Raw genomic sequence first — 26,501 nt, 5'->3', positions numbered from 1 at the left:
CCACTGAAGGTCTTGGCGGGCAAAAAACAAGCCGAGGATTATACCTGAGCTATGACCTCACGCGCCAGTTGAGGTCGGGTTTGATGCAGGAACATCCCGTTTAAGCAACTCGAGCAGCAAAGATTTTTCTTCGGCGCTCAAATCGCTTTGACGTGATTTCCTGGAAAGTTGTTCCAGCTTTCGCTCGCGCTGGCGGGCGGACAAGCTAGTTATGGTGTCGAAAAACTGTTGTTCAAGGTTTTCTCCGTTGATCAGCCATTCCTTTTCTGCCAGGCGGGTCAGCAATCGACCCTGCTCGGTGCCGTGCCATCGCGAGATCAACTGAAAAGAGTTTAGCTGAGGATTCTTTTGTACGGCCTCAAGCGAGGCCACCAGAAGCTGGGTGTTGGTATTGTCTTCGTCCGCGAAGTGACCGGCGGTCTCGACTTTCAGGGCCAGCTGCGGGTGGTGGATCACGGTTCGCAGGGCGGCCATGATCGGTGTTTCGACGGCGGCCGGTATCCGTGGGGCACGCGGTTGATCGCGATCACCACCACGTTTGCCATTTTTGTCCCAGGGTTTCTTTTCCCATTTCTTGCCGCTGGCGCCGGATTTCTTCGGCGTCCATTCCTGCTGCGGCACATACATGTCCTGTGCCTGCGGCTGATGGTAGTCGCTGTAGTCCGGTATTGCGTCGTAATCGATGCCTGGATCGTAGGCGGGCGGCGCTTCCTGTGGTGCGCTCTGGGCCAACTGACTGACGGTCTCGCTGCTCAGGCCGGTGATTTCGGTCAGGCGCTGACGCATCAGGATCCGCAGATTGGCCCCCGGCACCTTGTCGATCAGCGGCGCGGCAAGGGTGGCCAGGTGCGCCTTGCCTTCGAGTGAGCGAGGGTCGGCCTCTTCGGTCAGTTGCTGGAAGAAGTAGTCCGCCAGCGGTTGTGCGTGCTGGTTGATTCGCGCCCGGAAGGCGTCGGTGCCTTCGGCTCGGATCAAGGTGTCCGGGTCTTCGCCTTCAGGCAGAAACAGGAAGCGCGCGCGGCGACCGTCCTGCAGGCTGCTCAGTGTAGCTTCCAGCGCGCGCCAGGCGGCGTTGCGGCCAGCCTGGTCGCCGTCAAAACAGAACAATACGTTCGGCACGACGCGAAAAAGACGTTTCAGGTGTTCTTCACTGGTGGCCGTGCCCAGCGTCGCGACGGCATTGCGCAGGCCTTGCTGGGCCAGGGCGATGACGTCCATGTAGCCCTCGACGACGATGATTTCGTCGAGGTTGCGGTTGTTCTTGCGTGCTTCATAAAGGCCGTAGAGTTCCTGGCCTTTATGGAATACCGGGGTTTCCGGCGAGTTCAGGTATTTCGGCTTGTCGTCGCCGAGAACTCGGCCACCGAAGGCAATGATGCGCCCACGGGTATCGCGGATCGGGAACATCACTCGATCACGGAAGCGATCATAGCGTTTGCCGGTTTCGGCGTTCTCGATCAGCAGGCCGGCGTCGATCATGGCTTTCTGCTGCAGGGTGTCGCTGCTCAGGTGCTTGAACAGGTTGTCCCAGCCCGGTGGGGCAAAGCCGAGGCCGAAGTCTCGGGCAATCTCGCCGGTCAGGCCGCGACCTTTTAGGTAGTCCACGGCAGCCTTGCGTGCCGGGTGGCTCTTGAGCGCCTGCCGGTAAAAATCGGCGGCGGCGGTCAGCAGCGGATAAAGCGGCGATTCGGTCGGCTGTCGCGGTTTGTGCGAGCGGCCACCTTCTTCGCGCGGGATTTCCATGCCCGCCGCCTTGGCCAGATCCTCGACGGCCTGGGGAAAGTCCAGGTTGTCGTGATCCATGAGAAAACCAAGCGCGTTGCCGCCAGCGCCGCAGCCGAAGCAGTAATAGAACTGCTTGTCGGGGCTCACGCTGAACGACGGGGTCTTCTCTTTATGAAACGGGCAACAGGCGGTGTAGTTTTTGCCGGCCTTCTTCAGTTGCACGCGCGAGCTGACCACGTCGACGATGTCGGTGCGGTTCAGCAGGTCGTCAATGAAGCTCTGGGGAATCAGCCCGGCCATGGCGTTCTCGTCTGCGCTGTAATGGGTCCGATGCGAAGGGCGGCCGGACGATCATGGTGTGAGGCGCGCAAGATAAAGTGCGGCTCGACCAGTGTCGTTGACGTAATCGCTGTCGGGAAGTGTATCTGCCGAAAATTCACTGACGTTAGTACTCATCAGTCTTCGACTATTTGAAAGTGTTGCGCTGAATCCGCTGACGGCCGGTATGCTGGCCTCGGATAGCTCATGAAACGGGCACGCAAGCAGGTGCCTTGGGCTGATCGTCGTAAGAGGAATCAGTGGGTGTGCTCGTCAGTAGCCTTGAAAGGCTCGTCAGAAAAGACGTGCACCGCTGGCAAAAGAGCCAGGCCTGACGCGGTGAAGCGGATTTGTCTCGGTCGCGTGTGCGGCTTCGACGGTGAAGCATCAAGCGTTTTACGCAAATGCCATAAGCCCGGCTGAGGGCCGGGCTTGGCAGAAGCTTGCTACGATCGTCTGTGTATTAGTACAGACGAACGGCGCGGCGCTGTTCGCGCTGAACTTTCTTGGCGTGACGCTTAACAGCGGCTGCTGCCTTGCGCTTACGCTCAGAAGTTGGCTTCTCGTAAAATTCGCGGCTACGAACTTCAGCCAGTACACCGGCTTTTTCGCAGGAGCGCTTGAAACGACGCAGAGCTACGTCGAAGGGTTCGTTCTCTTTAACTTTGACGGCTGGCATCCAGAGCTACCTTCATTCATTACCGGGGTCAACATCCTCGCGGCAAAAGAGCACTTGAAGACGTCGGTTTTTAAGGGTTGCGGATGTTAACCCCTCAACGCTCGGAATGCAAAGCCTCTGATCGAAAACCGCTGGTCGGGGCATCCAGTGGCGACTATTATGCGCGCCTTCGAATTCAGCCTAAACAAGGCGCAAACCCATGCTAGTACTGGGATTAGAAACTTCCTGCGACGAAACCGGCGTCGCTTTATACGACAGTGAACGCGGTCTGCTGGCCGACGCATTGTTCAGTCAGATCGACCTGCATCGCGTCTACGGCGGTGTGGTGCCGGAGCTGGCCTCGCGCGATCACGTCAAGCGCATGCTGCCCTTGATCCGTCAGGTGTTGGCCGAAGCCGACTGCGTGCCGACCGAGATCGACGCCATCGCCTACACCGCGGGTCCTGGCCTGGTGGGCGCTTTGCTGGTCGGTGCTTCGTGCGCTCAGGCGCTGGCGTTTGCCTGGGGCATTCCGGCCCTCGGTGTGCACCACATGGAGGGCCACTTGCTGGCGCCGATGCTGGAGCCAAAGCCGCCGGAATTTCCGTTCGTCGCTTTGTTGGTCTCCGGTGGTCATACGCAGCTGGTTCAGGTCGATGGCATCGGCCAATACAGCCTGCTGGGCGAAACCCTTGATGACGCCGCAGGCGAAGCGTTCGACAAGACCGCGAAGATGATGGGCCTCAACTACCCGGGCGGCCCGGAAATCGCCAAATTGGCGGAGAAGGGCGTCGCAGGACGTTTCACTTTCCCGCGTCCGATGTGCGATCGCCCAGGCCTTGATTTCAGCTTCAGTGGCTTGAAGACCTTTGCCCTCAATACCTGGCAGCAGTGCGTCAGCGCCGGGGACGACAGCGAGCAAGCCCGTTGCGACATCGCGCTGGCGTTCCAGCAGGCCGTGGTGGAGACTTTGACCATCAAGTGCAAGCGTGCGTTGAAGCAGGCCGGCATGAAGCGTCTGGTGATCGCTGGCGGCGTCAGCGCTAACAAGGCGTTGCGTGTATCGCTGGAGAAAATGCTCGGCGACATGAAGGGCGATGTGTTCTATGCCCGTCCAGAGTTCTGCACCGACAATGGCGCAATGATTGCGTTTGCCGGTTGCCAGCGTTTGCAGGCTGGCCAGCAGGAAAGCCTGGCGATCAGCGTGCAGGCGCGCTGGCCGATGGAGCAGTTGTCGGCGCTGTGATGAGCGGCGCTCACGTGCGGTATTTAAAAATGCCGTTCGCGCCCGGCAAACAGGTCGCGTAGATTGCCCCGGTGACGCCAGACGATCAGCAGCGTCAGCGTGCTCATCGGCAGCAGCGCCTCCGGTTCCTGCCAGGCCAGTAATGGCAGGGTCAGGGGCGTGGCGATCAGCGCTGCCAGCGAGCTGGTGCGGGTCAGATAGAACGTCAGCAGCCAGGCGCACACGGCTAGCAGCGCGGCAGGCGGATACAGGCCCAGCAGCATGCCGGCCGCCGTGGCAACGCCCTTGCCGCCGCGGAAACGGAAGTACAGCGGGAACAGGTGACCGATCACGGCGCAGACGCCGATCCAGGCCTGATCCTGTAGTGGAAGGCCCGCTGCCGAAGCGATCAGCACCGGCAGCAGGCCTTTGCACAGATCACCCAGCAGGGTCAGGATCGCGAGTTTGCGACCGGCCAGGCGCAGCATGTTGGTGGCACCGGCATTACCCGAGCCACTCATTCGCGGATCCGGATTTCCGGTCAGGCGGCTGAGCAAAATGGCGAAGGACAGCGAGCCGAGCAGGTAGGCGAGGATCGCCAGTAACCAAAACATGCTAACTATTCCGGGCGAGGACGCCCTGATTCTAACGGCGCATTGCGCCCTTGTCGTGCAGCGGAGAAAAGTGCTTGGACAGAGTGTTTATCGAGGGCCTGGAAGTCGACACCGTGATCGGTGCCTACGACTGGGAGCGCGGCATCCGACAGTGCCTGCGCCTTGATCTGAGCTTCGCCTGGGACAATCGCCCGGCTGCAGCCGGTGACGACCTGACCCTGGCACTCGATTACGCCAGTGTTTCCACGCGGATCCAGGCCTTTGCCGAGCAATCCCAGTATCAACTGGTCGAGACCTTCGCCGAGCGCCTGGTCGAAGTGCTGATGAGCGAATTCAAAATCACCTGGGTGCGTCTGAAGCTGACCAAGCCTGGCGCGGTCCCGGCCGCCAAGGGTGGTGTGGGCGTGGAGATCGAGCGCGGATGTCGCTGACTCAGGTCTATCTCGGGCTCGGTAGCAATATCGAGCGCGAAACCCATTTGCGCGCAGGTCTGGATGCCCTGGCCGGTTTTCTGGTGGATATCCGCTGTTCGGCGGTGTTCGAAAGCCAGCCGGTGGGGATCAAGAGTGGGCCTTTCTACAACTTCGTGGTCTCGGCGTTTACCGATCTGCCGTTGATGGAGCTGGATCGTCGGCTGAAATTCATCGAGGCGGATAACGGTCGTTATGCCCCGGATCGCAAGGGGCTGCCGCTGGATATCGATGTCTTGCTGTACGGCGAGCTGGCAGGCAATTTCGACGGGCTGATCCTGCCCCGGGCCGAGATTCTGAAAAATGCCTTTGTGCTGTGGCCGCTTTCGCTGATTGCGCCGGATCGGGTACATCCGGGCGTGGGGAAAAGTTTTGCCACGTTGTGGGCCGAGGCGCAGATCGATCAGGTGTTGGCACCGGTCGGATTTGAATGGCGCGGTATTCAGCTCACGCCTTCAGATCTGTTGAACTGACTGGAGCCATCGCGAGCAGTCTCGCGATGGCTCCAGATGTTCTCAGGAAGACGCTGATTCCTTGTAAGCCTTCAACGCCTTGAGCCGTTCGCGCTTGAGCGCTTCGCCCAGTTCGGGGCCCTGGAAGCCCTTCTCCAGCAGCGGCTGAACCGCAACGCCCCGAGCAGCGCTGGCTGCACCGCGCAGGTAATCGGCCTGTGGATAACTGCGCTGCTCAAGTCCTTTGCGGCCTCGTGCATCCATCTCGCACGCGACGATAAATTCTTCGAAACGCTGCGGTCGGCGATAAACATCAAAGCTCTGCAGCAATTCCAGCAAGGTCGACGCCTTCAGTTCCAGGGCGCGATGACCGTGGGTGTGGTACTGGCCAACCAGCAAGGCCAGTTCCTGACAATCCTTCGGTGCCTTGAAGCGCTCGTTGACGGCTTTGATCAGCTTCAGGCCTTTGTGCTCATGGGCGATATGCCGCGGCCATTCCTCTTCCGGCGTCAGACCTTTGCCTAGGTCGTGCAGCAGGCAGGCCCAGCGCACTGTCAGCGGTTGCTGGTGGAGGGCGGCTTGCTCAAGCACGCTCAGCGTGTGAATGCCGCTGTCGATTTCCGGGTGATGGGCTTCCGGTTGCGGTACGCCGAACAATGCATCGACTTCCGGCATCAGCACTTTCAGAGCGCCGCAATCGCGCAATACCTGAATGAAAACCTGCGGCTGATTTTCCATCAGTGCGCGGGAAATCTCTTTCCAGCTGCGTTCGGCGGTCAGGGCCTCCAGTTCGCCGGATTCGCTGAGCTCGCGCATCAGTTCCAGCGTCTCGGGCGCCACCTTGAAGCCGAGTTCCGCGTAACGAGCCGCAAAGCGGGCAACACGCAAGACTCGCAGGGGATCTTCGGCGAACGCGGGGGAAACGTGACGCAGGATTCGATCATCGAGATCGCGCTGGCCGTGATAGGGATCGGTCAGGTTTTGCTGATCGTCCTCGGCCATGGCGTTGATCGTGAGGTCGCGACGGATCAGGTCTTCTTCGAGCGTGACCTCGGGGCTGGCGTGAAAGGTGAATCCGCCATAACCGCGACCGCTCTTGCGCTCGGTGCGGGCGAGGGCGTACTCCTCGCCGCTTTTCGGGTGAAGAAACACAGGGAAATCCGCGCCTACCGGGCGAAACCCTTGGGCGAGCATTTCTTCTGCGGTGGCGCCGACCACCACCCAATCGATGTCGGTGACCGGTTTGCCCAGCAGGCGATCACGTACTGCGCCGCCGACCTTGTAAATCTGCATAAAAAACCTCCGTTGGCCCGACAGGATAACCCTTGCGCCGGACTTTCGGAGGCCAGAACGGGATCAAAGATGAATGACGGCCAGATCGAGCCGACCGTAATCCCCCTCGCCGTGTTCGCTGCGGGGCGGTACATGGTGGGTTTTCATGATCTGGTCGCCCTGCAGGGTTTCCAGATGAATGTCGAAACCCCACAGCCGGTGCAGGTGCTTGAGTACCTCTTCGGTGGAGTCGCCCAGCGGTTTTCGGTCGTGCTGCTGGTGACGCAGGGTCAGTGAGCGGTCGCCGCGCCGGTCGATGCTGTAGATCTGCACGTTCGGTTCACGGTTGCCGAGGTTGTACTGCGCGGCCAGGGTCTCGCGGATGATCCGGTAGCCGCCCTCGTCATGAATGGCGGGCACCAGCAGATCGTCCTTCTGGTCGTCATCGAGGATGCTGAACAGTTTCAGGTCGCGGATCACCTTGGGTGACAGGTACTGCAGGATGAAACTCTCGTCCTTGAAGCTGCTCATGGCGAACTTGATGGTCGACAGCCAGTCGGTGCCGGCGATTTCCGGGAACCAGCGACGGTCCTCTTCCGTTGGTTCTTCGCACATGCGCCGGATGTCGCGGTACATGGCAAAACCCAGTGCGTAAGGGTTGATGCCGTTGTAGTAGGGACTGTCGAAACCTGGCTGGAACACCACGCTGGTATGAGACGTGAGGAACTCCATCATGAAACCGTCGGTGACCAGACCCTCGTCGTACAGGTCGTTCATCAGCGTGTAGTGCCAGAAGGTCGCCCAGCCTTCGTTCATCACCTGGGTCTGGCGTTGTGGATAGAAATACTGGGCGATCTTGCGCACGATCCGCACGATCTCCCGCTGCCAGGGCTCCAGCAATGGCGCGTGTTTCTCGATGAAATACAGGATGTTTTCCTGTGGCTCGGCCGGGAAGCGTGCGTTGTCCTTGTCGCTGTATTTGTCTGCGCCTTTGGGAATGGTGCGCCACAGGTCGTTGATCTGTTTCTGCAGGTGTTCTTCGCGATCCTTCTGCCGGCGCCGCTCTTCCTCGGCGGAAATCGGGTACGGACGTTTGTAGCGGTCGACGCCGTAGTTCATCAAGGCATGGCAAGAGTCGAGCAGGTCCTCGACCGCGTCGATGCCATGGCGCTCCTCGCATTGCATGATGTACTGCTTGGCGAACACCAGGTAATCGATGATCGAGCTGGCATCGGTCCAGGTGCGGAACAGGTAGTTGCCCTTGAAGAAGCTGTTGTGGCCGTAGCAGGCATGGGCCACCACCAGCGCCTGCATGCAGATGGTGTTTTCCTCCATCAGGTAGGCGATGCACGGGTCGGAGTTGATCACGATCTCGTAGGCCAGCCCCATCTGCCCGCGGCTGTAGGATTTCTCGGTGCTGAGGAAGTGTTTGCCGTAGGACCAGTGGTGATAGCCCAGCGGCATGCCGACCGAGGCGTAGGCGTCCATCATCTGTTCGGCGGTGATCACTTCAATCTGGTTGGGATAGGTGTCCAGGGCGTACCCGGCCGCGATCCGGGCAATTTCGCGGTCGTAGGTCTGGATCAGCTCGAATGTCCATTCGGAGCCGGTGGAAATGGGTTGGCGCTTCTGCTCTTTGGCGGTCATGTCACTAACCTGCGCTGGAAGAGTTCACGGAAGACCGGATAGATATCTCCGGCCGAGACCAGCTGCTGCTGGGCAAAAGTGTCAGAAAAGGCTTCGGCGATGCGTTCGTACTCGTACCACAGGGCCTGATGTTCGCGCGGGGTGATCTCTACGTAAGTGTAGTACTGCACAAACGGCATGATCTGATTGATCAGGATGTCGCGGCAGATCGGCGAGTCGTCGTTCCAGTTGTCGCCGTCGGAAGCCTGTGCGGCGTAGATGTTCCATTCGTTGCTCGGGTAGCGTTCGGCCATGATCTCCTGCATCAGTTTCAGTGCGCTGGAAACGATGGTGCCGCCGGTTTCCCGCGAGTAGAAAAACTCTTCTTCGTCCACTTCCCGGGCGCTGGTGTGGTGGCGGATGAACACGACATCGATCTTGTCGTAGTTCCGCTTCAGGAACAGGTACAGCAGGATGAAAAAGCGTTTGGCGATGTCCTTGGTCGCCTGGGTCATGGAGCCGGAAACGTCCATCAGGCAGAACATTACAGCTTTGGAGCTAGGGTTCGGCTGCTTGATCAGCAGGTTGTACTTGAGGTCGAAGGTGTCGAGGAACGGCACACGGTGGATACGCGCGCTGAGTTTTTCGATTTCGGCTTCGAGATTCTGGATATCGCCGAAGTTGTCCGGTTCTTCGCGTTTCAGGCGGGCCAGTTCTTCCTTGGCTTCGCGCAGTTTGGCGCGGCTGCTGCCGGACAGCGCGATTCGCCGGGCGTGGGCCGAGCGCAGTGTGCGAATGATGTTGATCCGGGACGGGTTGCCCTCGTTGCTGATCCCGGCGCGGACCGTCTTGAAGGTATCGGTGCCGCTCAGGTTGCGTTTGACCAGGTTCGGCAGTTCGAGGTCCTCGAACATGAATTCGAGGAATTCTTCCTGGGTGATCTGGAAGACGAATTCATCCATGCCTTCGCCGGAGTTGCCGGCCTTGCCCGGTCCGCGACCGCCGCCGCCTCCCGGTGGGCGGGCGATGTGTTCGCCTGCGGTGAATTCCTTGTTGCCGGGGTGAACCACGGTCTGCTTGCCGCCACGGCCGTGGTGAAGCACCGGTTCGTCGATGTCGCGACCGGGAATACTGATTTGCTCGCCGTGCTCCATGTCGGTGATGGAGCGCCGGCTGACCGCCTCTTCGACAGCCTTCTTGATGTGGTCACGGTAACGCCGCAGGAAGCGCTGACGGTTCACCGTGCTCTTGTTCTTGCCATTGAGACGTCGGTCGATCACATAGCTCATGACTGCTCCTTAGAAGCTGTCCTGCAAAGGGGCGAGCGGTCATGCAGCGTTGAACCGAATGCCAAGGGACGCACACGCTCCCCCAAGCGCTTTGGGTGCTGCCTGAACCTCGCTACCGCCTTTCGAACACCTTCCAGAGGCTTGTGTAGCAGAAAATGCGTACACAAGCCTCGGGCTGACGACAACCGGTCTGACCGGCCGCGGTTTACTGTGATTTTCTGACCCGCAGATACCACTCGGAGAGCAGTCGTACCTGTTTGTCGGTGTAGCCGCGTTCGACCATTCGTGTAACGAAGTCGTTGTGTTTCTGCTGATCCTCTTTGCTGGCCTTGGCATTGAAGCTGATGACCGGCAGCAGATCCTCGGTGTTCGAGAACATTTTCTTCTCGATGACCACCCGCAGTTTTTCGTAGCTGAGCCAGGTCGGGTTCTTGCCGTTGTTGTTGGCCCGGGCGCGCAGTACGAAGTTGACGATTTCGTTGCGGAAATCCTTCGGATTGCTGATGCCGGCCGGTTTCTCGATTTTTTCCAGTTCCTCGTTGAGGGCGACGCGGTTGAGGATCTCGCCGGTTTCCGGATCGCGGTATTCCTGATCCTGAATCCAGAAGTCCGCATACAGCACGTAGCGGTCGAAGATGTTCTGGCCGTACTCGCTGTAAGACTCGAGGTAGGCGGTCTGGATTTCCTTGCCGATGAATTCGATATAACGCGGCGCCAGGTATTCCTTCAGGTAGCGCAGATAGCGCTCGCGGGTTTCGGCCTGGAACTGTTCCTGTTCGATCTGCTGTTCCAGCACGTAGAGCAGGTGCACCGGGTTGGCGGCGATTTCATGCGGGTCGAAGTTGAAGACCTTGGACAGGATCTTGAACGCGAACCGGGTCGACAGACCGTTCATGCCTTCGTCGACGCCCGCCGAGTCGCGATATTCCTGGATCGACTTGGCCTTCGGATCGGTGTCCTTGAGATTTTCGCCGTCGTACACCCGCATCTTGGAGTAGATGTTGGAGTTTTCCGGCTCCTTCAAGCGTGACAGCACGGTGAACTGCGCCAGCATCTTGAGGGTGTCCGGCGCGCAATGGGCCTTGGCCAGGGAACTGTTGAACAGCAGTTTGTCGTAGATCTTCACTTCGTCGCTGACCCGCAGGCAGTACGGCACTTTGACGATGTAGATCCGGTCGATGAAGGCTTCGTTGTTCTTGTTGTTGCGGAAGGTGTGCCACTCCGATTCGTTGGAGTGGGCCAGCAGGATCCCGGTGAACGGAATCGCGCCGAGGCCTTCGGTACTGTTGTAGTTGCCTTCCTGAGTGGCGGTCAGCAACGGGTGCAGCACCTTGATCGGTGCCTTGAACATTTCGACGAATTCCATCAGACCCTGGTTGGCCCGGCACAGCGCGCCCGAGTAGCTGTAGGCATCGGCGTCGTTCTGCGGATATTCCTCGAGTTTGCGGATGTCGACCTTGCCGACCAGCGCCGAGATGTCCTGGTTGTTCTCGTCACCGGGTTCGGTCTTGGCCACGGCGATCTGGTTGAGGATCGACGGGTAGAGCTTGACCACGCGGAACTGGCTGATGTCGCCGCCGAATTCGGCCAGGCGCTTGGTCGCCCATGGCGACATGATGGTGTTCAGGTAGCGCCGGGGAATGCCGAAGTCTTCTTCGAGGATCGCGCCATCTTCGGTGGCGTTGAACAGACCCAGGGGAGATTCGAAAACCGGTGAACCCTTGATGGCATAGAAAGGCACTCTTTCCATGAGCTGTTTCAGCTTCTCGGCCAGGGAGGATTTACCACCACCGACGGGGCCGAGCAGGTAGAGGATCTGTTTCTTCTCCTCGAGGCCCTGGGCGGCATGGCGGAAATACGACACGATCTGGTCGATGCATTCTTCCATCCCGTGGAAGTCTTCAAAGGCCGGATAGCGGCGGATCACCTTGTTCGAGAAGATTCGCGACAGCCTCGAGTTGGTCGAGGTGTCGAGCAGCTCCGGTTCGCCGATGGCCATTAACAGACGTTCGGCAGCGGAAGCGTAGGCGCTACGGTCTTTCTTGCACAGCTCCAGGTACTCTTGCAGCGAGAGTTCTTCCTGGCGTGTGGACTCGAAGCGTTGTTGGAAGTGGCTAAAGATACTCATGACGTCACCTCGCTCGATACGTGGAGCCGACGCCGGATCACTCAGTCGATGCTGGCAAGCAGCCGCTAAGGCAGCTGTTGTTTACCCCCCAGAACCCCTCCGCGATCGACAACCGCGAAAGTCACTCCCGATGACCCGTGCGCCGGTGTACCGGCTCTCCCCTGTTTTGGATGGCCTGGGCTTAAGGATAGTTGGGAATTCAGGAGGTAAAGGCGAGATACGTAATTATGTGTGGCAAGACCGTTCGTCTGCCCGTGCAGGCCCACGGGAGCCGGGGCTTGCACGTTACAAAAAAATTATTCGGAGGTGCCTTGCGCGGTTTCCGAAGGAAAAGTCGTACGCCACAGCTCGAAGCCACCGTCCATGCTGTAGACGTCGGAGAAGCCCTGGCTCACGAGATACGCCGCGGCACCCTGGCTCGAGTTGCCGTGATAGCAGACCACAACAGTCGGAGCATCGAGGTCGGCCCCCTGGATGAAGGCGTGCAGGGAGTGATTGTCCAGATGCTTCGAGCCGCTGATGTGCAGCGCCGCGAATGTGGCTGGGTCACGGACGTCGACCACCACGGCACCTTGCTCGCGCAGGGCCTGGGCCTGTTCCGGGGGGATACGTTTGAATTCGCTCATGGCGGGTTCCTGTGGCTCGGCTGAAAACGCAGTCTAACGCGCAGCGCTGACTGGCGAGGATTCGGTGATCAATGGCGCGACCGGGGGCAGGACGCCGCCGTGTTCGTCGCATTTGCATGACAGCCGTTCAAAGCTGTCGACGTTCATCAGGGTCAGGCTGCCGCCCCACACGCAACCGGTGTCGAGGGCTGAAATGCCGGGTTCATGGACATTGCCTTCCAGCGCCGCCCAGTGGCCGAAAATGATTCGCAGGCCACGGGTCTTGCGCTCCTTGTGCTGGAACCAGGGCTTGTAGCCCGGTGGCGCGGTGTCGAGGCCTTCCTTGCTCTTGAGGTCGAGCTTGCCCTCGGCGGTGCAGAAACGCATGCGCGTGAAATAGTTGGTGATGACCCGAAGGCGGGTGACGCCTTTGAGCTCGCTGTCCCACTTCGCCGGCTCGTTGCCATACATGCCATCAAGGAAGGCCGGGAACAGGTTGTCGTCGCGCAGGGCGGTCTCGACTTCTTCGGCATACTTCAAAGCCTTGCGCAGCGACCATTGCGGTGCAATGCCGGCGTGCACCATGGCGACTTCACGTTGCTCGTCGTAGTGCATGAGCTTCTGCTGGCGCAGCCATTCCATCAGTTCGGCGCAGTCCGGCGCTTCGAGGATTTCGCGCAGCGTGTCGGACTTCTTCATCCGCTCGATGTTTTTCGCCGCCGCCAGCAGGTGCAAGTCGTGGTTGCCGAGTACGCAGACCAGCGATTCACGCATGCCATAAAGGAAGCGCAGGGTTTCCAGCGATTGCGGGCCACGGTTGACCAGGTCACCCACCAGCCACAACCGATCCACTGCCGGGTCGAACGCGACCTGCTTGAGCAGGCACTTGAGCGGTTCGAGGCAGCCTTGCAGGTCGCCGACGGCATACGTCGCCATTAGTGCAGGGCTCCGGGAACGGCGAGGCGGAAGGGTTTGATGATTGCGTCGAAATGCTTGCCGTCGCTGGCGACCATTTCATAGCTGCCCTGCATGGTGCCGACCTTGGTGGTCATGACCGTGCCGCTGCTGTAGGTGTGGCTTTTTCCCGCGTCGATCAGTGGCTGTTGGCCCACCACGCCGGCGCCGCGCACCTCTTCGACATGACCGTCGCCATCGGTGATCACCCAATGCCGGGAGATCAGTCGGGCTGGCTGCTCGCCATTGTTCTGCACGGTGATGGTGTAGGCGAAGGCAAAGCGGTCGTGCTCGGGTTGCGATTGGTCTGCCAGATAGTGAGTTACGACACTGACATCGACCTGATAACGAGGATCAGACATGCAAAAGGCCTTAAGGACAAAGCGGAACGCGGGGTGTCGCCGATGGGTTGAGTCTAGGCAAGTATCGGGCAGGAGACCAGAGCGGTGTCCTGCCCGAGCGCAATGCTTGCCTGTCAGTCGGCAGCGGGTGTTGGTGCGGGCTGTTCGGCGAGCTTGTCGGCCAGGCGTACGAATGCCGCCAGATCAAGCTGCTCGGGACGCAAACTGCCATCGACGCCGGCGGCCTCGATTTCAGCGTTGCTCAGCAATTGCTTGAGGGTGTTGCGCAAGGTCTTGCGACGCTGGTTGAAGGCTTCGCGCACGACGCGCTCCAGCAGGCGATGGTCCTTGGCCGGGTGCGGCAGTACCGCGTGCGGCACCAGGCGGACGATGGCCGAGTCGACCTTCGGCGGCGGGTTGAAAGCACCCGGGCCGACGTTGAACAGGTGCTCGACCCGGCAATGGTACTGAACCATGATCGACAGACGGCCCCAGTCACCACCACCCGGACCTGCGGCGAGACGCTCAACCACTTCCTTCTGCAGCATGAAGTGCATGTCGCGGATGATGCCGGCGTTGTTCAGCAGGTGAAAAATCAACGGCGTGGAGATGTTGTACGGCAGGTTGCCGACCACGCGCAGGCTGTTCGGTGCGGCGTTCAGGGTATTGAAGTCGAACTTCAGCGCATCGCCCTGATGCAGGTTGAAGTTGCTCTTGCCGGCGAACTGCTGGTTGAGGATCGGGATCAGGTCCTTGTCCAGTTCCACCACGTCGAGCTGTGCACCGCTGTTCAGCAGGCCTGCGGTCAATGCGCCCTGGCCCGGGCCGATTTCCAGCATCCGGTCGTCAGGCTTGGCGCTGATGGAGCGCAGGATGCGGTCGATGACGCCGGCATCGTGCAGGAAGTTCTGGCCAAAGCGTTTGCGCGCCTTGTGTTGGTATTGCTCGGTCATAAACGGGTCTCGGCCATCTGGTAGGCGGTTTCCAGGGCGACCTGCAGGCTGCCGGTGTCGATCTTGCCGCTACCGGCCAGATCCAGGGCGGTGCCGTGGTCGACGGAGGTGCGGATGATCGGCAGGCCCAGGGTCACGTTGACCGCTGCGCCGAAGCCTTTGTACTTGAGCACGGGCAGGCCCTGGTCGTGGTACATCGCCAGCACTGCGTCGCAGTGCTCCAGATATTTGGGGGTAAACAGAGTGTCGGCAGGCAGCGGGCCACGAAGGTCCATGCCCTCGCCGCGCAGGCGCTCCAATGTGGGTTCGATGATGTCGATTTCTTCATGGCCCAGGTGTCCACCTTCACCGGCGTGCGGGTTGAGTCCGCAGACCAGGATGCGCGGTTGGGCGATGCCGAATTTGTCTTGCAGGTCGGCGTGCAGAATTCGCGTGACCCGTTCCAGTCGCTCCGGCGTGATCGCATCGGCGATGTCGCGCAGGGGCAGGTGAGTGGTGACCAGCGCCACGCGCAAACCGCGGGTAGCGAGCATCATCACGACCTGGGCGGTGTGGGTCAGGTCGGCGAGGAATTCGGTGTGGCCGGAAAAAGCGATGCCCGATTCGTTGATCACGCCCTTGTGCACCGGGGCGGTGATCATCCCGGCGAAATCACCGTTCAGACAGCCATTGCCGGCGCGGGTCAGGGTTTCAAGAACGAATGCGGCGTTGGCCTTGTCCAGTTGCCCGGCAACCACGGGGGCGCTGAGCGGGGTGTCCCAGACATAAAGGCTGTTGGCCGGCGCCGGAAGGTCCGGCCATTGACCGGGCGACACAGGCAGCAGACTGACGGCCAGCCCCAGCTGCGCGGCCCGCTCTTGGAGCAGGTCGCGGCTGGTGATGGCAATCAGGGGATGTGGCTGGGCTTGCGAGGCGAGCAGCAGGCACAGGTCGGGACCGATGCCGGCTGGTTCGCCGGGTGTCAGCGCGAAACGCTTGGGTTTCACTGCGCTGCCTGGTCTGCACCAGGGAGTTTGATCTCTACGTACGCTTCGTCACGGATCTGACGCAGCCAGGTTTGCAGCTCTTCATCGTATTTGCGGTTACGCAGTACGGTCATGGCTTGCTGCTCACGGGCCTGTTCGGTGCTGTCAGTGGCGCGACGGCCAAGGACTTCCAGAACGTGCCAGCCGTACTGGGTCTGGAATGGCTTGGACAGCTGACCCTGCGGGGACTTGGCCATCACGGCGCGGAATTCCGGTACCAGTGCGTTCGGGTCGATCCAGTTCAGGTCGCCGCCGTTGAGGGCAGAGCCTGGGTCTTCCGAGTATTTCTTGGCCAGTTCAGCAAAATCTTCGCCGGCCGAGATGCGGTTATACAGCGATTGAACCAGTTCCTTGGTTTTCGCTTCGTCACGGACCGGACTTGGCTTGACCAGGATATGGCGCACATGCACTTCGTCGCGCATCTGGCTTTCGCCGCCGCGTTTTTCCAGCAGCTTCAGGATGATGAAACCACCCGGAGTGCGTGCTGGCTGAGTGATTTCACCCGGCGACATGCTGCTCAGTTCGCGGTCGAACGGCGGTGGCAGTTGAGCAGCTTTACGCCAGCCCATGTCGCCGCCTTCCAGAGCGTTGTCGCTGCCGGACTTGGCAACGGCCAGTTGACCGAAATCAGCGCCTTGCTTGAGTTGCTGGTAAACCTCCATCGCCTGACGTGCGGCGCTCTGAATTGCTTCAGAGTTGGCGCTTTCCGGGGTCGGGATCAGGATGTTGGCCAGGTGCAGCTCTTCGGACAGTTGCATCTTGCCCAGGTCGGAGGCGAGGAAGTTCTTCACTTCCTGCTCCGATACCTGAATGCGTTCTGCAACACGGCGCTGACGCACGCGGCTGATGACCATTTCCTTGCGGATCTGCTCACGGGCGCCTTCGTAACTCAGGCCGTCGTGAGCCAGGGCTGCGCGGAACTGATCGACAGTCATGTTGTTGCGCTGGGCAATAGTGCCGACAGCCTGGTTCAGTTCTTCATCGGTGATGCGAATACCGGAACGTTCGCCGATCTGCAGTTGCAGGTTTTCGACGATCAGGCGCTCGAGCACCTGTTGATCCAGTACGCCCGGAGGCGGCAAGCCGCCACCGCGCTTGGCGATGGTTTGCTGAACTTCGTGGACGCGTTGATCCAGCTGGCTCTGCATGACCACGTCGTTGTCGACGATGGCCACCACTTTATCGATGGACTGCACCGCGGCGTTGGCCGCGGTACCCAGGAACAGCGCGCCCAGCATCAGCGGGCGCAGACAATCAGAAAGCTTGGTCTTCACGTTGACGATAACCTTGGATGCCTTTGTCGAGGAAGCTCTCTACCTTGGCGCCAGTAAGGCCGCCGAGTCCCTTCAGAACAATTTGTAGGAAGACGCCGTGGTCGCCTTTTTCGTTTTGCGGAGCTTCCTGACTGAACTCGTCGTAAGAAACCCAGTAACGGTTGATCAGGCGCAGTTTCCAGCAGCAGTTGTCGTACTCGAAACCACCGAAGGCTTCCAGTGTACGGTTGCGGTTGTAGTCGTACTGCCAGCGGCTGATTGCGCTCCACTGTGGAACGATCGGCCAGATGACCGAGAAGTCATGCTGCTGGATCTTGTAGTAGTCCTTCACGTAGCCAGGCTGGCCCGGGGTGCCGTAGTCGCCACCACCCACCGACCATTTGCCGGTGTTCTGGTCGTAACGAACCTGGTCGTTGCGATAGCGATAACCGAGGTTGACCACCTTGTTCGGGTTGTCTTCAGGCTGGTAGTGGAACATCGCGCTGCCGGAACGTGGGCTGCGGCTGTCCGGATCCCAGTTGTAGTCGGCAGTGGTGCGCCAGTCGCGGTTCCAGCGGTATTCGTATTCCAGCGCATAAGGCGAAACGTTGGAATGCGCATCGTCGCGGGTCTTTGGATCGATACCTGGCAGTTGGACTTCGCGATCCTTGAAGTACAAGGCCTGGCCGACACTGATGCGTTGACGTTCGAAACCGTCGTCTTCGATCCAGCGGCTGGTCACACCCAACGAAAGCTTGTTCTCGTCGCCGACCCGGTCGGAACCGGAGAAGCGGTTGTCTCGGAACAGCGAGGCATAGTTGAAGGTGTATTCGCTGGTGTCGAACACTGGAATGTCTTCCTGATCCTTCTCCGGTACATAGAGGTAGAACAGGCGCGGTTCCAGGGTCTGGCGGTAGTTCTTGCCGAAGTACGACGTGTCGCGGTCGAAGTACAGGCCGCTGTCGATGCTGGCGATCGGCACGCCACGGCTCTGGTTGCTGCCAAAATTACCGTTGACGTATCGGGTGCCGTTCGCTGCTGCGAATGCCTTCTGGACAATGATGTCGTCTTTGCCCTGGCCGTCCAGGTCCAGTTGGTACTGGGTGTACTGGTACTTGAGCGATGGCTTGAGGAAACCATACGTCCAGTTCATCGGCAGGCTGACGCCAGGCTTCAGATTCAGGCGATCGCCGTTGGCACGAGCCAGGCCGGTCACGTTGGTATCCAGGCGTGGCGAGACGGTGCCGTCTTCGTTGACGAAGTCACCGGTTTTCAGATCGCGGTCAAAGCGAACGAGTTCGGTCTCGTAATCGAAGTTCAGGCCTTCCGGGTGGTACGGCAGTTTGCCATTGAAGGTGATCTGCGGCAGGCGCCCGTAAGGTGTGATGTTCGAAACGGTTGCCAGCTGATATTGCTGAGCATTCAGGATGGCGGTGTAGTTATCACCACGGTAGGCAACCAGACCCTGCTGATTCACGAAGTCCTGGCTCTTCACACCGATCTGGTCGGTGGTCAGGTCCTGGAAGTAGTACGGATCGCTGATCTTGGTGTAGTCAACCTGGGTGTACACGCGGGAGTCCAGGCCACCCTTGTGTTGCCAGTTGTACATGTAGCGATTTTTTTCGTAATCGGTCTGCTTGCTGCGATCGGTGTCTTCGTCGTTGAGGTACGCGGCGCCGAACTGACCTTCGCTGGATTTGGTCAGGTAACGGAATTCGCCTTCCACCAACATGCCGCGCTTGCTCATGTAGCGCGGGTACAACGTGGCATCGTAGTTCGGCGCCAGGTTGAAGTAGTACGGGGTGACCAGCGTGAAGCCGGTGTCGCTGCCGGTGCCGATGGTCGGCGGCAGGAAGCCCGACTGACGACGGTCGTCGATCGGGAAATAGATGTACGGGGTGTACAGGATCGGAATGTCCTTGACCCGCAGTGTCACGTTGGTCGCGGTACCGAAGCCGGTGGCAGGGTTCAGGGTGATGTTGTTGCCCTTGAGCTGCCAGGCGTTGCTGTTCGGTTCGCACGTGGTGTACGTGCCGTCCTTCAAGCGGATGATCGCGTTCTCGGCGCGCTTGGCGTACAGCGCGTTACCGCGGATGCGCGACTTGTGCATCACGTATTCGGCGTTGTCGACTTTCGCTTCACCGGTGTCGAGCTGCACATCGGCGTGGTCGCCGACGATCAGCGCGCCATTGTCGCGGATGCGCACGTCGCCCTTGAGTTCGGCGCGGCTTTCGGCCTGGTAGAGGCTCGCTTCCTGGGACTCGACCTGCATGCTGCCCTGACGCAGAACCACGTCACCGGCCAGCGTGCCGACCTGATCTTCGGTGTTATAGCGCGAGGCTTTCGCGCCGATGAAGGTCGGAGCGTCACTTTTATTCGTCTTGTCATTCATGCCAGGACGAATTGGTTCGATATAGGAACCAGAGCAGTAAGGACCTGTCTCGGCCAGTTGGGCGGCGGTGAGCTTCTCGCGCGGAACCCAGTCGAGGTGACTGTAGTCTTCGCTACGGGATTTCAGGCCGCGGCCCTTGGACTCGGTGACCAGCACGGGTTTGGGACCGGAGTCCGAAACGCTGCCGTTCTCGGCCGGGGTTTCGCCGGTGGCGCTGACAGCACTGCCGTCATGCACCGGACGCGGTGGCAATGCAGCCGCCGACGTCTTTGGCGAACAGGCCCAACCGCCCGTAGCCGAGACGGCGCAGTCATACTGCTCGGCGGCGACAACGAATGAACTGGCCAGAGGTTGCATAGCCAGCAGACTGCCGGTTACCAACAACGGAAATTTTTTACGAAACGCGGGGGATTTCAATGCCATCTTATTAGTCCGGGCTTCCTGCGTGCCATCTGCCCGCGGTGTGGGCCGCACGCCTCTCGATGGTCTGAAAAAGATGCTGGATAATAAAGCATGACCCGCTTGACGGCTAGCGCCGTCGGAGACCCTTGCAATGCCTGACCAAGATGTACGCTTGCAACACCTGAAAGTTTGGCTCGATGAGCAGTTGGCAACCCTTTTTGCCGATCAGGGCTGGGGTGTCGTACCCCCGGCCACGTTGACTGCGGCCAGCAGCGACGCGAGTTTCCGCCGTTATTTCCGTTGGGAAGGCGCCGGTCGCAGTTTCGTCGTGATGGACGCACCGCCGCCCCAGGAAAACTGCAAACCGTTCGTGGATATCGCCTTTTTGCTGGCGAAATCCGGAATTAACGTGCCGAAAATTTATGCCGAGGACCTCGAGCGCGGATTTCTTTTGCTCAATGACCTGGGCAACAAGACCTATCTCGACGTGATCGACAGCGAAAATGCCGATGCATTGTTCAGCGATGCCTTGCAGTCGCTGCTGGCATTTCAGCAGTTGCCGATGGTGGCACCGCTGCCGAGTTATGACGTCGCACTGTTGCGTCGCGAGCTGGAACTGTTCCCCGAGTGGTACGTGAAACGCGAACTGGGTGTGGAATTCGACGCCACGCAACAGCAGCAATGGCAGCAGGTCAGCGATCTGCTGATCGACAGCGCGCTGGCCCAGCCAAAAGTGCTGGTGCACCGCGACTACATGCCGCGCAACCTGATGCTCAGCGAGCCGAACCCCGGCGTGCTGGATTTCCAGGACGCGGTGTACGGCCCGGTGACTTACGACGTGACCTGTCTGTTCAAGGACGCCTTCCTCAGTTGGCCTGAAGAACGCGTACGTGGCTGGCTGGAAAACTACTGGCAGCAGGCGACAGCGTTGAACATCCCCGTGCAGCCGGACTTCGAAGACTTCCTGCGCGCCAGCGACCTGATGGGCGTGCAACGTCACCTCAAAGTCATCGGTATCTTCGCCCGCATCTGTCACCGCGACGGCAAGCCGCGCTACCTCGGCGATGTGCCGCGCTTCTTCTCTTATATAGAAGCGGTGATTGCCCGTCGTCCGGAATTGGCGCAACTGCAGGCATTGCTGGTCAGCCTGCGTGGCGGAGTGACTGCATGAAGGCAATGATTCTGGCGGCCGGCAAAGGCGAGCGCATGCGCCCGCTGACACTGACCACCCCAAAACCGCTGGTGCGTGCCGCTGGCGTACCGTTGATCGAGTACCACCTGCGTGCCCTGGCGGCGGCGGGTTTCAGCGACATCGTGATCAACCATGCCTGGCTCGGTCAGCAGATCGAAGATTACCTGGGCGACGGTTCGCAATTCGGCCTGAGCATCCGTTACTCGCCCGAAGGCGAACCTCTGGAGACCGGTGGCGGTATCTTCCGCGCCTTGCCGTTGCTCGGTGACGAAGCGTTCCTGGTGGTCAACGGTGACATCTGGACCGATTACGACTTCAGCGTGCTGCACCAGCCGATCACCGGGCTGGCGCATCTGGTGCTGGCGGACAATCCGGCCCATCACCCGACGGGCGATTTCTGTCTGGTCGGCGACCAGGTGCAGGACGGGCAACCGGAGACGGCGACCCTGACCTACAGCGGCATCGCTGTGCTGCACCCGCAATTGTTCGATGGCTGCACGGACGGCGCCTTCAAACTGGCACCGTTGCTGCGCAAAGCCATGGCGGACGGGCAGGTGAGCGGTGAGCGACTGAAAGGCCACTGGGTCGATGTCGGTACGCACGAGCGTCTGGCTGAAGCCGAAACCTTGATAGAAGCGAGTCGCTGATATGTTGTGGCCAGGGACTCTGATTGGAGCCGGAGCGGGTTTTGCTATCGCCAGCATTCCGGGGGCCATGCTTGGGGCTTTGTTGGGGCAGGCGCTGGATCGGCGCCTGCATTTGCAGAGCTGGGGGCATTTGCGGGAAAAACTCGGCGGCCAGCCGATGCTGCGCAACGACGAGTTGTTGTTCGTCTTGCTCGGGCGTCTGGCCAAGAGTGACGGGCGGGTCACCGACGGTCATATCCAGCAGGCGCGTCAGGAGATGCGCGCGCTGGACATGAGCGAGCCGGCGCAGCGCCGGGCCATTGCCGCGTTCAATCGCGGCAAGTCCGGCGGGGATCGCCTGCGCGGTTATCTGCGGCGTCTCAGCGCTCAGCCCCATGCGGCCGAAGGCGTGTTGCGCGCCTGCTGGCGGATGGTCTGGGCCGATGGTCGGGCCGGCAGCAGCGAGCGCGAACTGCTGGCGCAATGGGGCAAGTGGCTGGGCTGGACGACTCACCAGATTCAGGCGCTGGCGGCGGATTACGAGCCGAACAAGCGCCCGATCGTCAGCGCAGCGGTGAGTTATCAGGATGCGATGCGCCTGCTCGGCGTGTCGGCGACCAGCGAACCGGCACAGATCAAACGCGCCTATCGTCGCCTGCTCAGCCGCCATCATCCGGACAAGGTGGCCGGGACTGGAGCGACGGCGGCACAGGTGCTCGAGGCAACTGAAAGAACTCGCGACTTGCACAATGCCTACACATTGATTCGCGAGCGGCGGGATTTCCGCTAGACGAAAAAAAAGATCGCAGCCCAGGCTGCGATCTTTTTTTGTGCGGTCGGTCAGTCCGGGTTTTGCGGATTCAACCAGCCGCGCACCCGGCGGAACAATTGTTCCTGCTCGGCCTTGTTGTCGGGCAACGCCTTGAGCGCGACCTGGCTGAACGCCGACGTCTTCAAGCGCTTGCTGGCCTGCATACGCTCCAGTGCAGCGTTGCGATCCAGCGGCTTGTCCATATAGAAGATATCGGCGGTCGGCAGCTTCAGCAGTGGCGTCAGTTCTGCCAGTTCAGGCTTGGCCTTGGGCGGCACTTGCGCGGCGACCATCACCAGTTTTTCCACTTGTGCCGTCTGCTTTTCGTTCAGGAAACGCGCGGCCCAATAGGCACCGGTGCCGTGCCCGAGCACCACGATGCTGTGCGCGCCTTGCTGTTCGGCGTAGGCAATCGCTGCGTCGATGCGGGCGAAGATTCGTTCGGCGTCGGCCTTGGCCTGTTCTTCGGTGGTTTCGGCGACGACCTTGTCCGCCACATCCGCTTCACCGCCAGCGGCTTGCTCGATCGGTTCGGCAGTGGTCGAATCCTTGCTGCCTGCATCGGCGGTTTTCGGCGCTGCGGGTGCTTCGATCACGCGCGGTGCGATGGCATCGCTTTGCAGGTCGGGCAGGGTGATACTCAGGCTGTTCCACTCGACGTCCGGCAATTTGCGCCGCAGCGGGCCGATCGCCTGGGGCCAGTCAGCGGTTTCACCGGCGCCGGGGATGAGGATCACCACGCCTTTGGGATCGGCCGTGTTGGCCGGTTTCCACAGCGCGAGGAATGTATCGCTGCCGGCCTGCAACTGTTGCTGTTCCTGGGCCGGGACTTTGCGTTCGAGTGCCGAGGCTTCTTCCTGACTACGCTCAAGCAATGGCTGGCGTTCGACCGGTTTTTCTTCGGCGGGTTTTTCCGCTGCTGCGGCGGGTGCCGGATCGGCGGCTTCGACGGAAAACGCACAAGGCAGGATCAGCGACAGGCACAATGCTGGCATTGCCAGGCGAGAGACAGGGGGCATCGGTTATTCCAGGCCAGAAAGTATCCCGGCAGCCTAATGGGTTGGTCAGAATTTGTCAGTGTATGGGATTTCAATGATGCGTTTTTGCTGCCTGTGGGTTATCGGCTGTCTGGCGTTTCCCTTGATGGGGTGGGCCGCGCCTGCGCCGCCGAGCCATGTTGCGCAGTTGTCGGCGGGCCAGCAACAGTGGCTGACCCAGCACAATGAATTGCGCGTCGGCCTGATTCTTCAGGCACCGTACGCGCAATACGACCGGCGCTTGCAGCGGCTGTCCGGGGCCAATGTCGAGTTGATGAAATGGATGGCCAAGGCCCTCGACATCGAACTCAGCTGGCGCAACTTCCCCGATCTGGAACAACTTGAAGCCGCCGCGCGGGACGGCGAAATCGATATTGCGCCGGGCCTGACCCAGACGCCCGGCTCGCTGCGTCTCTGGCAGTTTTCCGATCCCTACATGCGCGTGCCGCAACTGGTGGTCAGCGACCAGAAAGTGAGCAGTTCGGTCGAACTGGAAAAACTCGACAGCCAGGCCCGGGTAGCCGTGCGCATGCCCAGCGTCACCGCCGATTACTTGCGCGGCAACTATCCCCATCTGAATCTGCAAGGCGTGCCGCTGGAGCGTCAGGCGTTGCAGTTGCTGTTGAGTCAGCAGGCGTCTTACGCGGTGGTGGACGAAGCGCAATTGGGGCGGCTGTCGACAGAACCGGAGTTTGCCGGGCTGGTAGTGGTCGGCGACATTGGTCTACCGCAGCTGCTGCGGGTCGCCACCCGTCGTGACTGGCCGGAGCTGGCCGGGATTGTCGAAAGTGCCTTGCGGGCGATCCCGGCAAAAGATCTGGAGCGCCTGCACACCCAATGGCTGCAACCCAAGTACCCGCGGCTTTCGGAGTCGCCGGGGTTCTGGCAGAACCTGAGCCTGTTGTTCGCCGTGTTGCTGCTCAGTTGTGCGGCGATCGTCTTCTGGCAGCGGCGCCAGCAACACAGCCTTGAACAACGCCTGCTCGCCGCCCGGGAAGACATCGCCCTGCGCGCCGCCAGCGAAGAAGCCCTGCGCCTGACCCAGTTTTCCATCGACCAGAGCACCGTCGGCATCCTCTGGGTCAACTGGGACAGCCACGTGCGCTACGCCAACCGCGCGGCGGAACACATGCTCGGTTATCCACAGGGCGCGCTGATCGAGCGACCACTGATCGACTTCGAACCTGGCCTGCACATGGATCGCTGGCTCAACCTGTGGAAACGCGCCCGGGCCAGTGAGGAAGGGCCGCTCAGCTTTGAAACGAGTTGTGCGCGCGCCGATGGCAGCATCCTGCCGGCGGATGTGTCGTTGAGTTTTCTGCGCTTTCGCGACAGCGAATATCTGGTGGTTTATCTCACTGATGTGACCGAACGCCGGCGGGCCCTGGCCGCGTTGCAGGAAAGCGAGGCGCGCTTGCAGGGCATCGCCGCCAACGTGCCGGGGCTGGTGTTCCGCCTGGAGCGGGCGCCGGTGACCGGGCAGATCGACTTTGCCTACATCAGCGAGGGCAGCGAGAGTCTGGTGGGCTACGCGCCGGCCGCCATCGCCCATCGCGACATGGGCCTGCGCAGTCTGGTGCACCCGGACGACAAGGCCGGTTATCACCAGACTCAGGACCGGGCGCTGGACACCGACAGCGACTGGTCGTGGCAGGGGCGGATCCTTACGCGACAGGGCGAACAGCGCTGGGCCGAGATCAAGGCCATCACCCGGCAACTGGAGGACGGCGCCTACGTCTGGGACGGCATCGTCTGGGACATCACCGAAAGCAAGCGCATCGAACTGGAACTGGCGGCATCGCGCGAACAGCTGCGCGAACTGTCGGCGCACCTCGAAAGCGTGCGGGAAGAGGAGAAGGCGCGCATCGCCCGCGAGGTTCACGATGAGCTGGGGCAGATGTTGACGGTGCTGAAACTGGAGACATCGATGTGCGAACTGGCCTACGCGCAACTCGATCCGGGTCTGAACGAACGCCTGAACAGCATGAAACGCCTGATCGCCCAGCTGTTCCAGTTGGTGCGCGATGTGGCGACGGCATTGCGCCCGCCGATCCTCGATGCCGGGATAGCCTCGGCGATCGAGTGGCAGGCCCGGCGATTCGAGGCGCGCACGCAGATTCCGTGTCTGGTGCAGGTGCCGGACAATCTGCCGCCGCTGAGCGATGCCAAGGCCATTGGCCTGTTCCGCATCCTTCAGGAAGCGCTGACCAACGTCATGCGCCATGCCCAGGCGCATACTGTGGAACTGACGCTGGCGCTCGAAGGCTCCGATTTGTGTCTGACAGTCAGCGATGATGGCGTAGGATTTGTCGCCGCTGCGGGCAGGCCAACATCCTTTGGGCTGGTGGGCATGCGTGAGCGGGTGTTGATCATGGGCGGTCAGTTGTCACTCGACAGCGAACCGGGCGAGGGCACCACACTGAGCGTGCGGGTGCCATTGGATGAGGAGAAGTAAGTGATCCGTGTACTGGTAGCCGAAGACCACACCATCGTTCGCGAAGGCATCAAGCAATTGATCGGCCTGGCCAAGGATCTGCAAGTGGTGGGGGAGGCGAGCAATGGCGAGCAGTTGCTCGAAACCCTGCGCAGTGTGCCGTGCGAGGTGGTGCTGCTGGATATTTCCATGCCCGGGGTCAACGGGCTGGAAGCGATTCCGCGTATCCGCGCACTGAACAATCCGCCAGCGATTCTGGTGCTGTCGATGCACGATGAAGCTCAGATGGCCGCCCGCGCGCTGAAGGTCGGCGCCGCCGGGTATGCGACCAAGGACAGCGATCCGGCGCTGTTGCTGACGGCGATTCGCAAGGTCGCGGCGGGCGGGCGCTACATCGATCCGGAACTGGCCGACCGGATGGTCTTCGAAGTCGGCCTGACCGATACACGACCGCTGCATTCGTTGTTGTCCGAACGCGAATTCTCGGTATTCGAGCGCCTGGCCCAGGGCGCCAACGTCAACGACATCGCCCAGCAACTGGCCCTGAGCAGCAAGACCATCAGCACCCACAAGGCGCGGCTGATGCAGAAACTCAATATCACCTCACTCGCCGAGCTGGTGAAGTATGCGATGGAACACAAGCTCCTTTAATCCGCATATCCAATAACGACAGGCGCTTTTGCCGGTTCCTGCGGCTGG

General features: G+C 60.6%; 23 protein-coding genes. 8 read left to right on the top strand and 15 right to left on the bottom strand.

The genetic code is table 11. From position 1 onward, the window contains the following. Positions 1 to 57: 57 nt before the first annotated feature. Together dnaG and rpsU are read right to left on the bottom strand one after the other, a co-directional pair. Positions 58 to 2,025 (bottom strand): DNA primase, encoded by a 1,968-nt coding sequence (dnaG, locus tag AC07N4_RS15285; protein ID WP_493065748.1) that lies wholly within the window; start codon positions 2,023 to 2,025, stop codon positions 58 to 60. A gap of 481 nt (positions 2,026 to 2,506) precedes the next feature. After that, positions 2,507 to 2,722, bottom strand: a complete 216-nt coding sequence (gene rpsU / locus AC07N4_RS15280; RefSeq protein ID WP_002551877.1) for a 30S ribosomal protein S21 — start codon at positions 2,720 to 2,722, stop codon at positions 2,507 to 2,509. A 199-nt stretch (positions 2,723 to 2,921) separates the two neighbouring features. Here rpsU and tsaD point away from each other — a divergent pair, with 199 nt between their 5' ends. Continuing rightward, entirely contained in the window at positions 2,922 to 3,947 is a 1,026-nt protein-coding gene (tsaD, locus tag AC07N4_RS15275) for a tRNA (adenosine(37)-N6)-threonylcarbamoyltransferase complex transferase subunit TsaD (RefSeq protein WP_039768071.1), read from the top strand. A 23-nt stretch (positions 3,948 to 3,970) separates the two neighbouring features. Here the strand turns inward: tsaD and plsY are convergent, their stop codons facing one another. After that, the gene (gene plsY, locus AC07N4_RS15270) at positions 3,971 to 4,540 is read right to left on the bottom strand and encodes a glycerol-3-phosphate 1-O-acyltransferase PlsY (protein ID WP_096817882.1); all 570 of its coding nucleotides are present in this window, start codon (positions 4,538 to 4,540) and stop codon (positions 3,971 to 3,973) included. 74 nt (positions 4,541 to 4,614) lie between these two features. Between plsY and folB the strand changes: the two genes are divergently transcribed. Both folB and folK read left to right on the top strand, forming a co-directional pair. After that, complete coding sequence (gene folB, locus AC07N4_RS15265) at positions 4,615 to 4,971, top strand: dihydroneopterin aldolase (protein ID WP_064599849.1); 357 nt, start codon at positions 4,615 to 4,617, stop codon at positions 4,969 to 4,971. Then, a complete protein-coding gene (folK, locus tag AC07N4_RS15260) occupies positions 4,962 to 5,483 on the top strand; it encodes a 2-amino-4-hydroxy-6-hydroxymethyldihydropteridine diphosphokinase (protein ID WP_096817884.1) in 522 nt (173 codons plus the stop codon). The genes folB and folK overlap by 10 nt, the downstream gene beginning before the upstream one ends. A gap of 42 nt (positions 5,484 to 5,525) precedes the next feature. On the opposite strand, the gene AC07N4_RS15255 is transcribed toward folK, so the two are convergent. From AC07N4_RS15255 to AC07N4_RS15205, 11 genes are all read right to left on the bottom strand, one after another. Beyond that, a complete protein-coding gene (locus tag AC07N4_RS15255) occupies positions 5,526 to 6,755 on the bottom strand; it encodes a multifunctional CCA addition/repair protein (RefSeq protein ID WP_192559132.1) in 1,230 nt (409 codons plus the stop codon). Positions 6,756 to 6,818: 63 nt separating this feature from the next. Continuing rightward, a complete protein-coding gene (locus tag AC07N4_RS15250; RefSeq protein ID WP_096817887.1) occupies positions 6,819 to 8,381 on the bottom strand; it encodes a SpoVR family protein in 1,563 nt (520 codons plus the stop codon). Then, positions 8,378 to 9,649 carry a YeaH/YhbH family protein gene (locus AC07N4_RS15245; RefSeq protein ID WP_096817889.1) on the bottom strand — a complete coding sequence of 424 codons (1,272 nt, stop codon included), beginning with the start codon at positions 9,647 to 9,649 and terminating at the stop codon, positions 8,378 to 8,380. Before AC07N4_RS15245 ends, AC07N4_RS15250 begins: the two co-directional genes overlap by 4 nt. 205 nt (positions 9,650 to 9,854) lie before the next feature. Beyond that, positions 9,855 to 11,777: a PrkA family serine protein kinase gene (locus AC07N4_RS15240; RefSeq protein ID WP_096817891.1), complete on the bottom strand. Its 1,923-nt coding sequence runs from the start codon at positions 11,775 to 11,777 to the stop codon at positions 9,855 to 9,857. Between the two features lie 296 nt (positions 11,778 to 12,073). Continuing rightward, positions 12,074 to 12,403 carry a thiosulfate sulfurtransferase GlpE gene (gene glpE, locus AC07N4_RS15235; RefSeq protein ID WP_007959911.1) on the bottom strand — a complete coding sequence of 110 codons (330 nt, stop codon included), beginning with the start codon at positions 12,401 to 12,403 and terminating at the stop codon, positions 12,074 to 12,076. A gap of 33 nt (positions 12,404 to 12,436) precedes the next feature. Then, complete coding sequence (locus tag AC07N4_RS15230) at positions 12,437 to 13,318, bottom strand: symmetrical bis(5'-nucleosyl)-tetraphosphatase (RefSeq protein WP_493065749.1); 882 nt, start codon at positions 13,316 to 13,318, stop codon at positions 12,437 to 12,439. Then, a complete protein-coding gene (gene apaG / locus AC07N4_RS15225; protein ID WP_096817894.1) occupies positions 13,318 to 13,698 on the bottom strand; it encodes a Co2+/Mg2+ efflux facilitator ApaG/CorD in 381 nt (126 codons plus the stop codon). The genes AC07N4_RS15230 and apaG overlap by 1 nt, the downstream gene beginning before the upstream one ends. 113 nt (positions 13,699 to 13,811) lie before the next feature. Continuing rightward, entirely contained in the window at positions 13,812 to 14,630 is an 819-nt protein-coding gene (gene rsmA, locus AC07N4_RS15220; protein WP_096817896.1) for a 16S rRNA (adenine(1518)-N(6)/adenine(1519)-N(6))-dimethyltransferase RsmA, read from the bottom strand. Continuing rightward, on the bottom strand, positions 14,627 to 15,616 hold the full coding sequence (gene pdxA, locus AC07N4_RS15215; RefSeq protein ID WP_102619789.1) for a 4-hydroxythreonine-4-phosphate dehydrogenase PdxA: 990 nt from the start codon (positions 15,614 to 15,616) through the stop codon (positions 14,627 to 14,629). Before pdxA ends, rsmA begins: the two co-directional genes overlap by 4 nt. Next, positions 15,613 to 16,929, bottom strand: coding sequence for a peptidylprolyl isomerase SurA (surA, locus tag AC07N4_RS15210; protein WP_146013067.1), 1,317 nt, complete (start codon positions 16,927 to 16,929; stop codon positions 15,613 to 15,615). Before surA ends, pdxA begins: the two co-directional genes overlap by 4 nt. Next, entirely contained in the window at positions 16,910 to 19,723 is a 2,814-nt protein-coding gene (locus AC07N4_RS15205) for an LPS-assembly protein LptD (RefSeq protein ID WP_102619790.1), read from the bottom strand. Before AC07N4_RS15205 ends, surA begins: the two co-directional genes overlap by 20 nt. Before the next feature lie 130 nt (positions 19,724 to 19,853). Here AC07N4_RS15205 and AC07N4_RS15200 point away from each other — a divergent pair, with 130 nt between their 5' ends. From AC07N4_RS15200 to AC07N4_RS15190, 3 genes are read left to right on the top strand one after another with little or no spacing between them, the layout of a single operon-like run. Then, positions 19,854 to 20,873, top strand: a complete 1,020-nt coding sequence (locus tag AC07N4_RS15200; RefSeq protein ID WP_273538778.1) for a phosphotransferase — start codon at positions 19,854 to 19,856, stop codon at positions 20,871 to 20,873. Beyond that, a complete protein-coding gene (gene murU, locus AC07N4_RS15195; RefSeq protein WP_102619792.1) occupies positions 20,870 to 21,541 on the top strand; it encodes an N-acetylmuramate alpha-1-phosphate uridylyltransferase MurU in 672 nt (223 codons plus the stop codon). The genes AC07N4_RS15200 and murU overlap by 4 nt, the downstream gene beginning before the upstream one ends. A 1-nt stretch (position 21,542) precedes the next feature. Next, on the top strand, positions 21,543 to 22,310 hold the full coding sequence (locus AC07N4_RS15190; protein WP_102619793.1) for a TerB family tellurite resistance protein: 768 nt from the start codon (positions 21,543 to 21,545) through the stop codon (positions 22,308 to 22,310). A gap of 50 nt (positions 22,311 to 22,360) precedes the next feature. Here the strand turns inward: AC07N4_RS15190 and AC07N4_RS15185 are convergent, their stop codons facing one another. Further along, a complete protein-coding gene (locus tag AC07N4_RS15185; RefSeq protein ID WP_192559130.1) occupies positions 22,361 to 23,350 on the bottom strand; it encodes an alpha/beta hydrolase family protein in 990 nt (329 codons plus the stop codon). A gap of 73 nt (positions 23,351 to 23,423) precedes the next feature. On the opposite strand from AC07N4_RS15185, the gene AC07N4_RS15180 reads away from it, so the two are divergent. After that, the gene (locus tag AC07N4_RS15180) at positions 23,424 to 25,823 is read left to right on the top strand and encodes a PAS domain-containing sensor histidine kinase (RefSeq protein WP_493065750.1); all 2,400 of its coding nucleotides are present in this window, start codon (positions 23,424 to 23,426) and stop codon (positions 25,821 to 25,823) included. Further along, a complete protein-coding gene (locus AC07N4_RS15175; RefSeq protein WP_003228820.1) occupies positions 25,824 to 26,453 on the top strand; it encodes a response regulator in 630 nt (209 codons plus the stop codon). The last annotated feature ends 48 nt before the right edge of the window (positions 26,454 to 26,501 follow it).

This window comes from Pseudomonas sp. GW821-FHT09E04 (assembly GCF_059416185.1).
The sequence above is the reverse complement of the archived record's forward strand: the minus strand, read 5'-3'. Positions and strand labels throughout refer to the sequence as shown.

Coding starts and splice junctions, on each gene's coding strand:
- AC07N4_RS15205 (WP_102619790.1), bottom strand. CDS start 19,723: ATGGCATTGAAATCCCCCGCGTTTCGTAAAAAATTTCCGTTGTTGGTA.
- AC07N4_RS15230 (WP_493065749.1), bottom strand. CDS start 13,318: ATGGCGACGTATGCCGTCGGCGACCTGCAAGGCTGCCTCGAACCGCTC.
- apaG (WP_096817894.1), bottom strand. CDS start 13,698: ATGTCTGATCCTCGTTATCAGGTCGATGTCAGTGTCGTAACTCACTAT.
- AC07N4_RS15200 (WP_273538778.1), top strand. CDS start 19,854: ATGCCTGACCAAGATGTACGCTTGCAACACCTGAAAGTTTGGCTCGAT.
- tsaD (WP_039768071.1), top strand. CDS start 2,922: ATGCTAGTACTGGGATTAGAAACTTCCTGCGACGAAACCGGCGTCGCT.
- AC07N4_RS15190 (WP_102619793.1), top strand. CDS start 21,543: ATGTTGTGGCCAGGGACTCTGATTGGAGCCGGAGCGGGTTTTGCTATC.
- AC07N4_RS15180 (WP_493065750.1), top strand. CDS start 23,424: ATGATGCGTTTTTGCTGCCTGTGGGTTATCGGCTGTCTGGCGTTTCCC.
- rpsU (WP_002551877.1), bottom strand. CDS start 2,722: ATGCCAGCCGTCAAAGTTAAAGAGAACGAACCCTTCGACGTAGCTCTG.
- AC07N4_RS15245 (WP_096817889.1), bottom strand. CDS start 9,649: ATGAGCTATGTGATCGACCGACGTCTCAATGGCAAGAACAAGAGCACG.
- folK (WP_096817884.1), top strand. CDS start 4,962: ATGTCGCTGACTCAGGTCTATCTCGGGCTCGGTAGCAATATCGAGCGC.
- murU (WP_102619792.1), top strand. CDS start 20,870: ATGAAGGCAATGATTCTGGCGGCCGGCAAAGGCGAGCGCATGCGCCCG.
- rsmA (WP_096817896.1), bottom strand. CDS start 14,630: ATGACCGAGCAATACCAACACAAGGCGCGCAAACGCTTTGGCCAGAAC.
- AC07N4_RS15255 (WP_192559132.1), bottom strand. CDS start 6,755: ATGCAGATTTACAAGGTCGGCGGCGCAGTACGTGATCGCCTGCTGGGC.
- AC07N4_RS15240 (WP_096817891.1), bottom strand. CDS start 11,777: ATGAGTATCTTTAGCCACTTCCAACAACGCTTCGAGTCCACACGCCAG.
- AC07N4_RS15250 (WP_096817887.1), bottom strand. CDS start 8,381: ATGACCGCCAAAGAGCAGAAGCGCCAACCCATTTCCACCGGCTCCGAA.
- glpE (WP_007959911.1), bottom strand. CDS start 12,403: ATGAGCGAATTCAAACGTATCCCCCCGGAACAGGCCCAGGCCCTGCGC.
- dnaG (WP_493065748.1), bottom strand. CDS start 2,025: ATGGCCGGGCTGATTCCCCAGAGCTTCATTGACGACCTGCTGAACCGC.
- plsY (WP_096817882.1), bottom strand. CDS start 4,540: ATGTTTTGGTTACTGGCGATCCTCGCCTACCTGCTCGGCTCGCTGTCC.
- AC07N4_RS15185 (WP_192559130.1), bottom strand. CDS start 23,350: ATGCCCCCTGTCTCTCGCCTGGCAATGCCAGCATTGTGCCTGTCGCTG.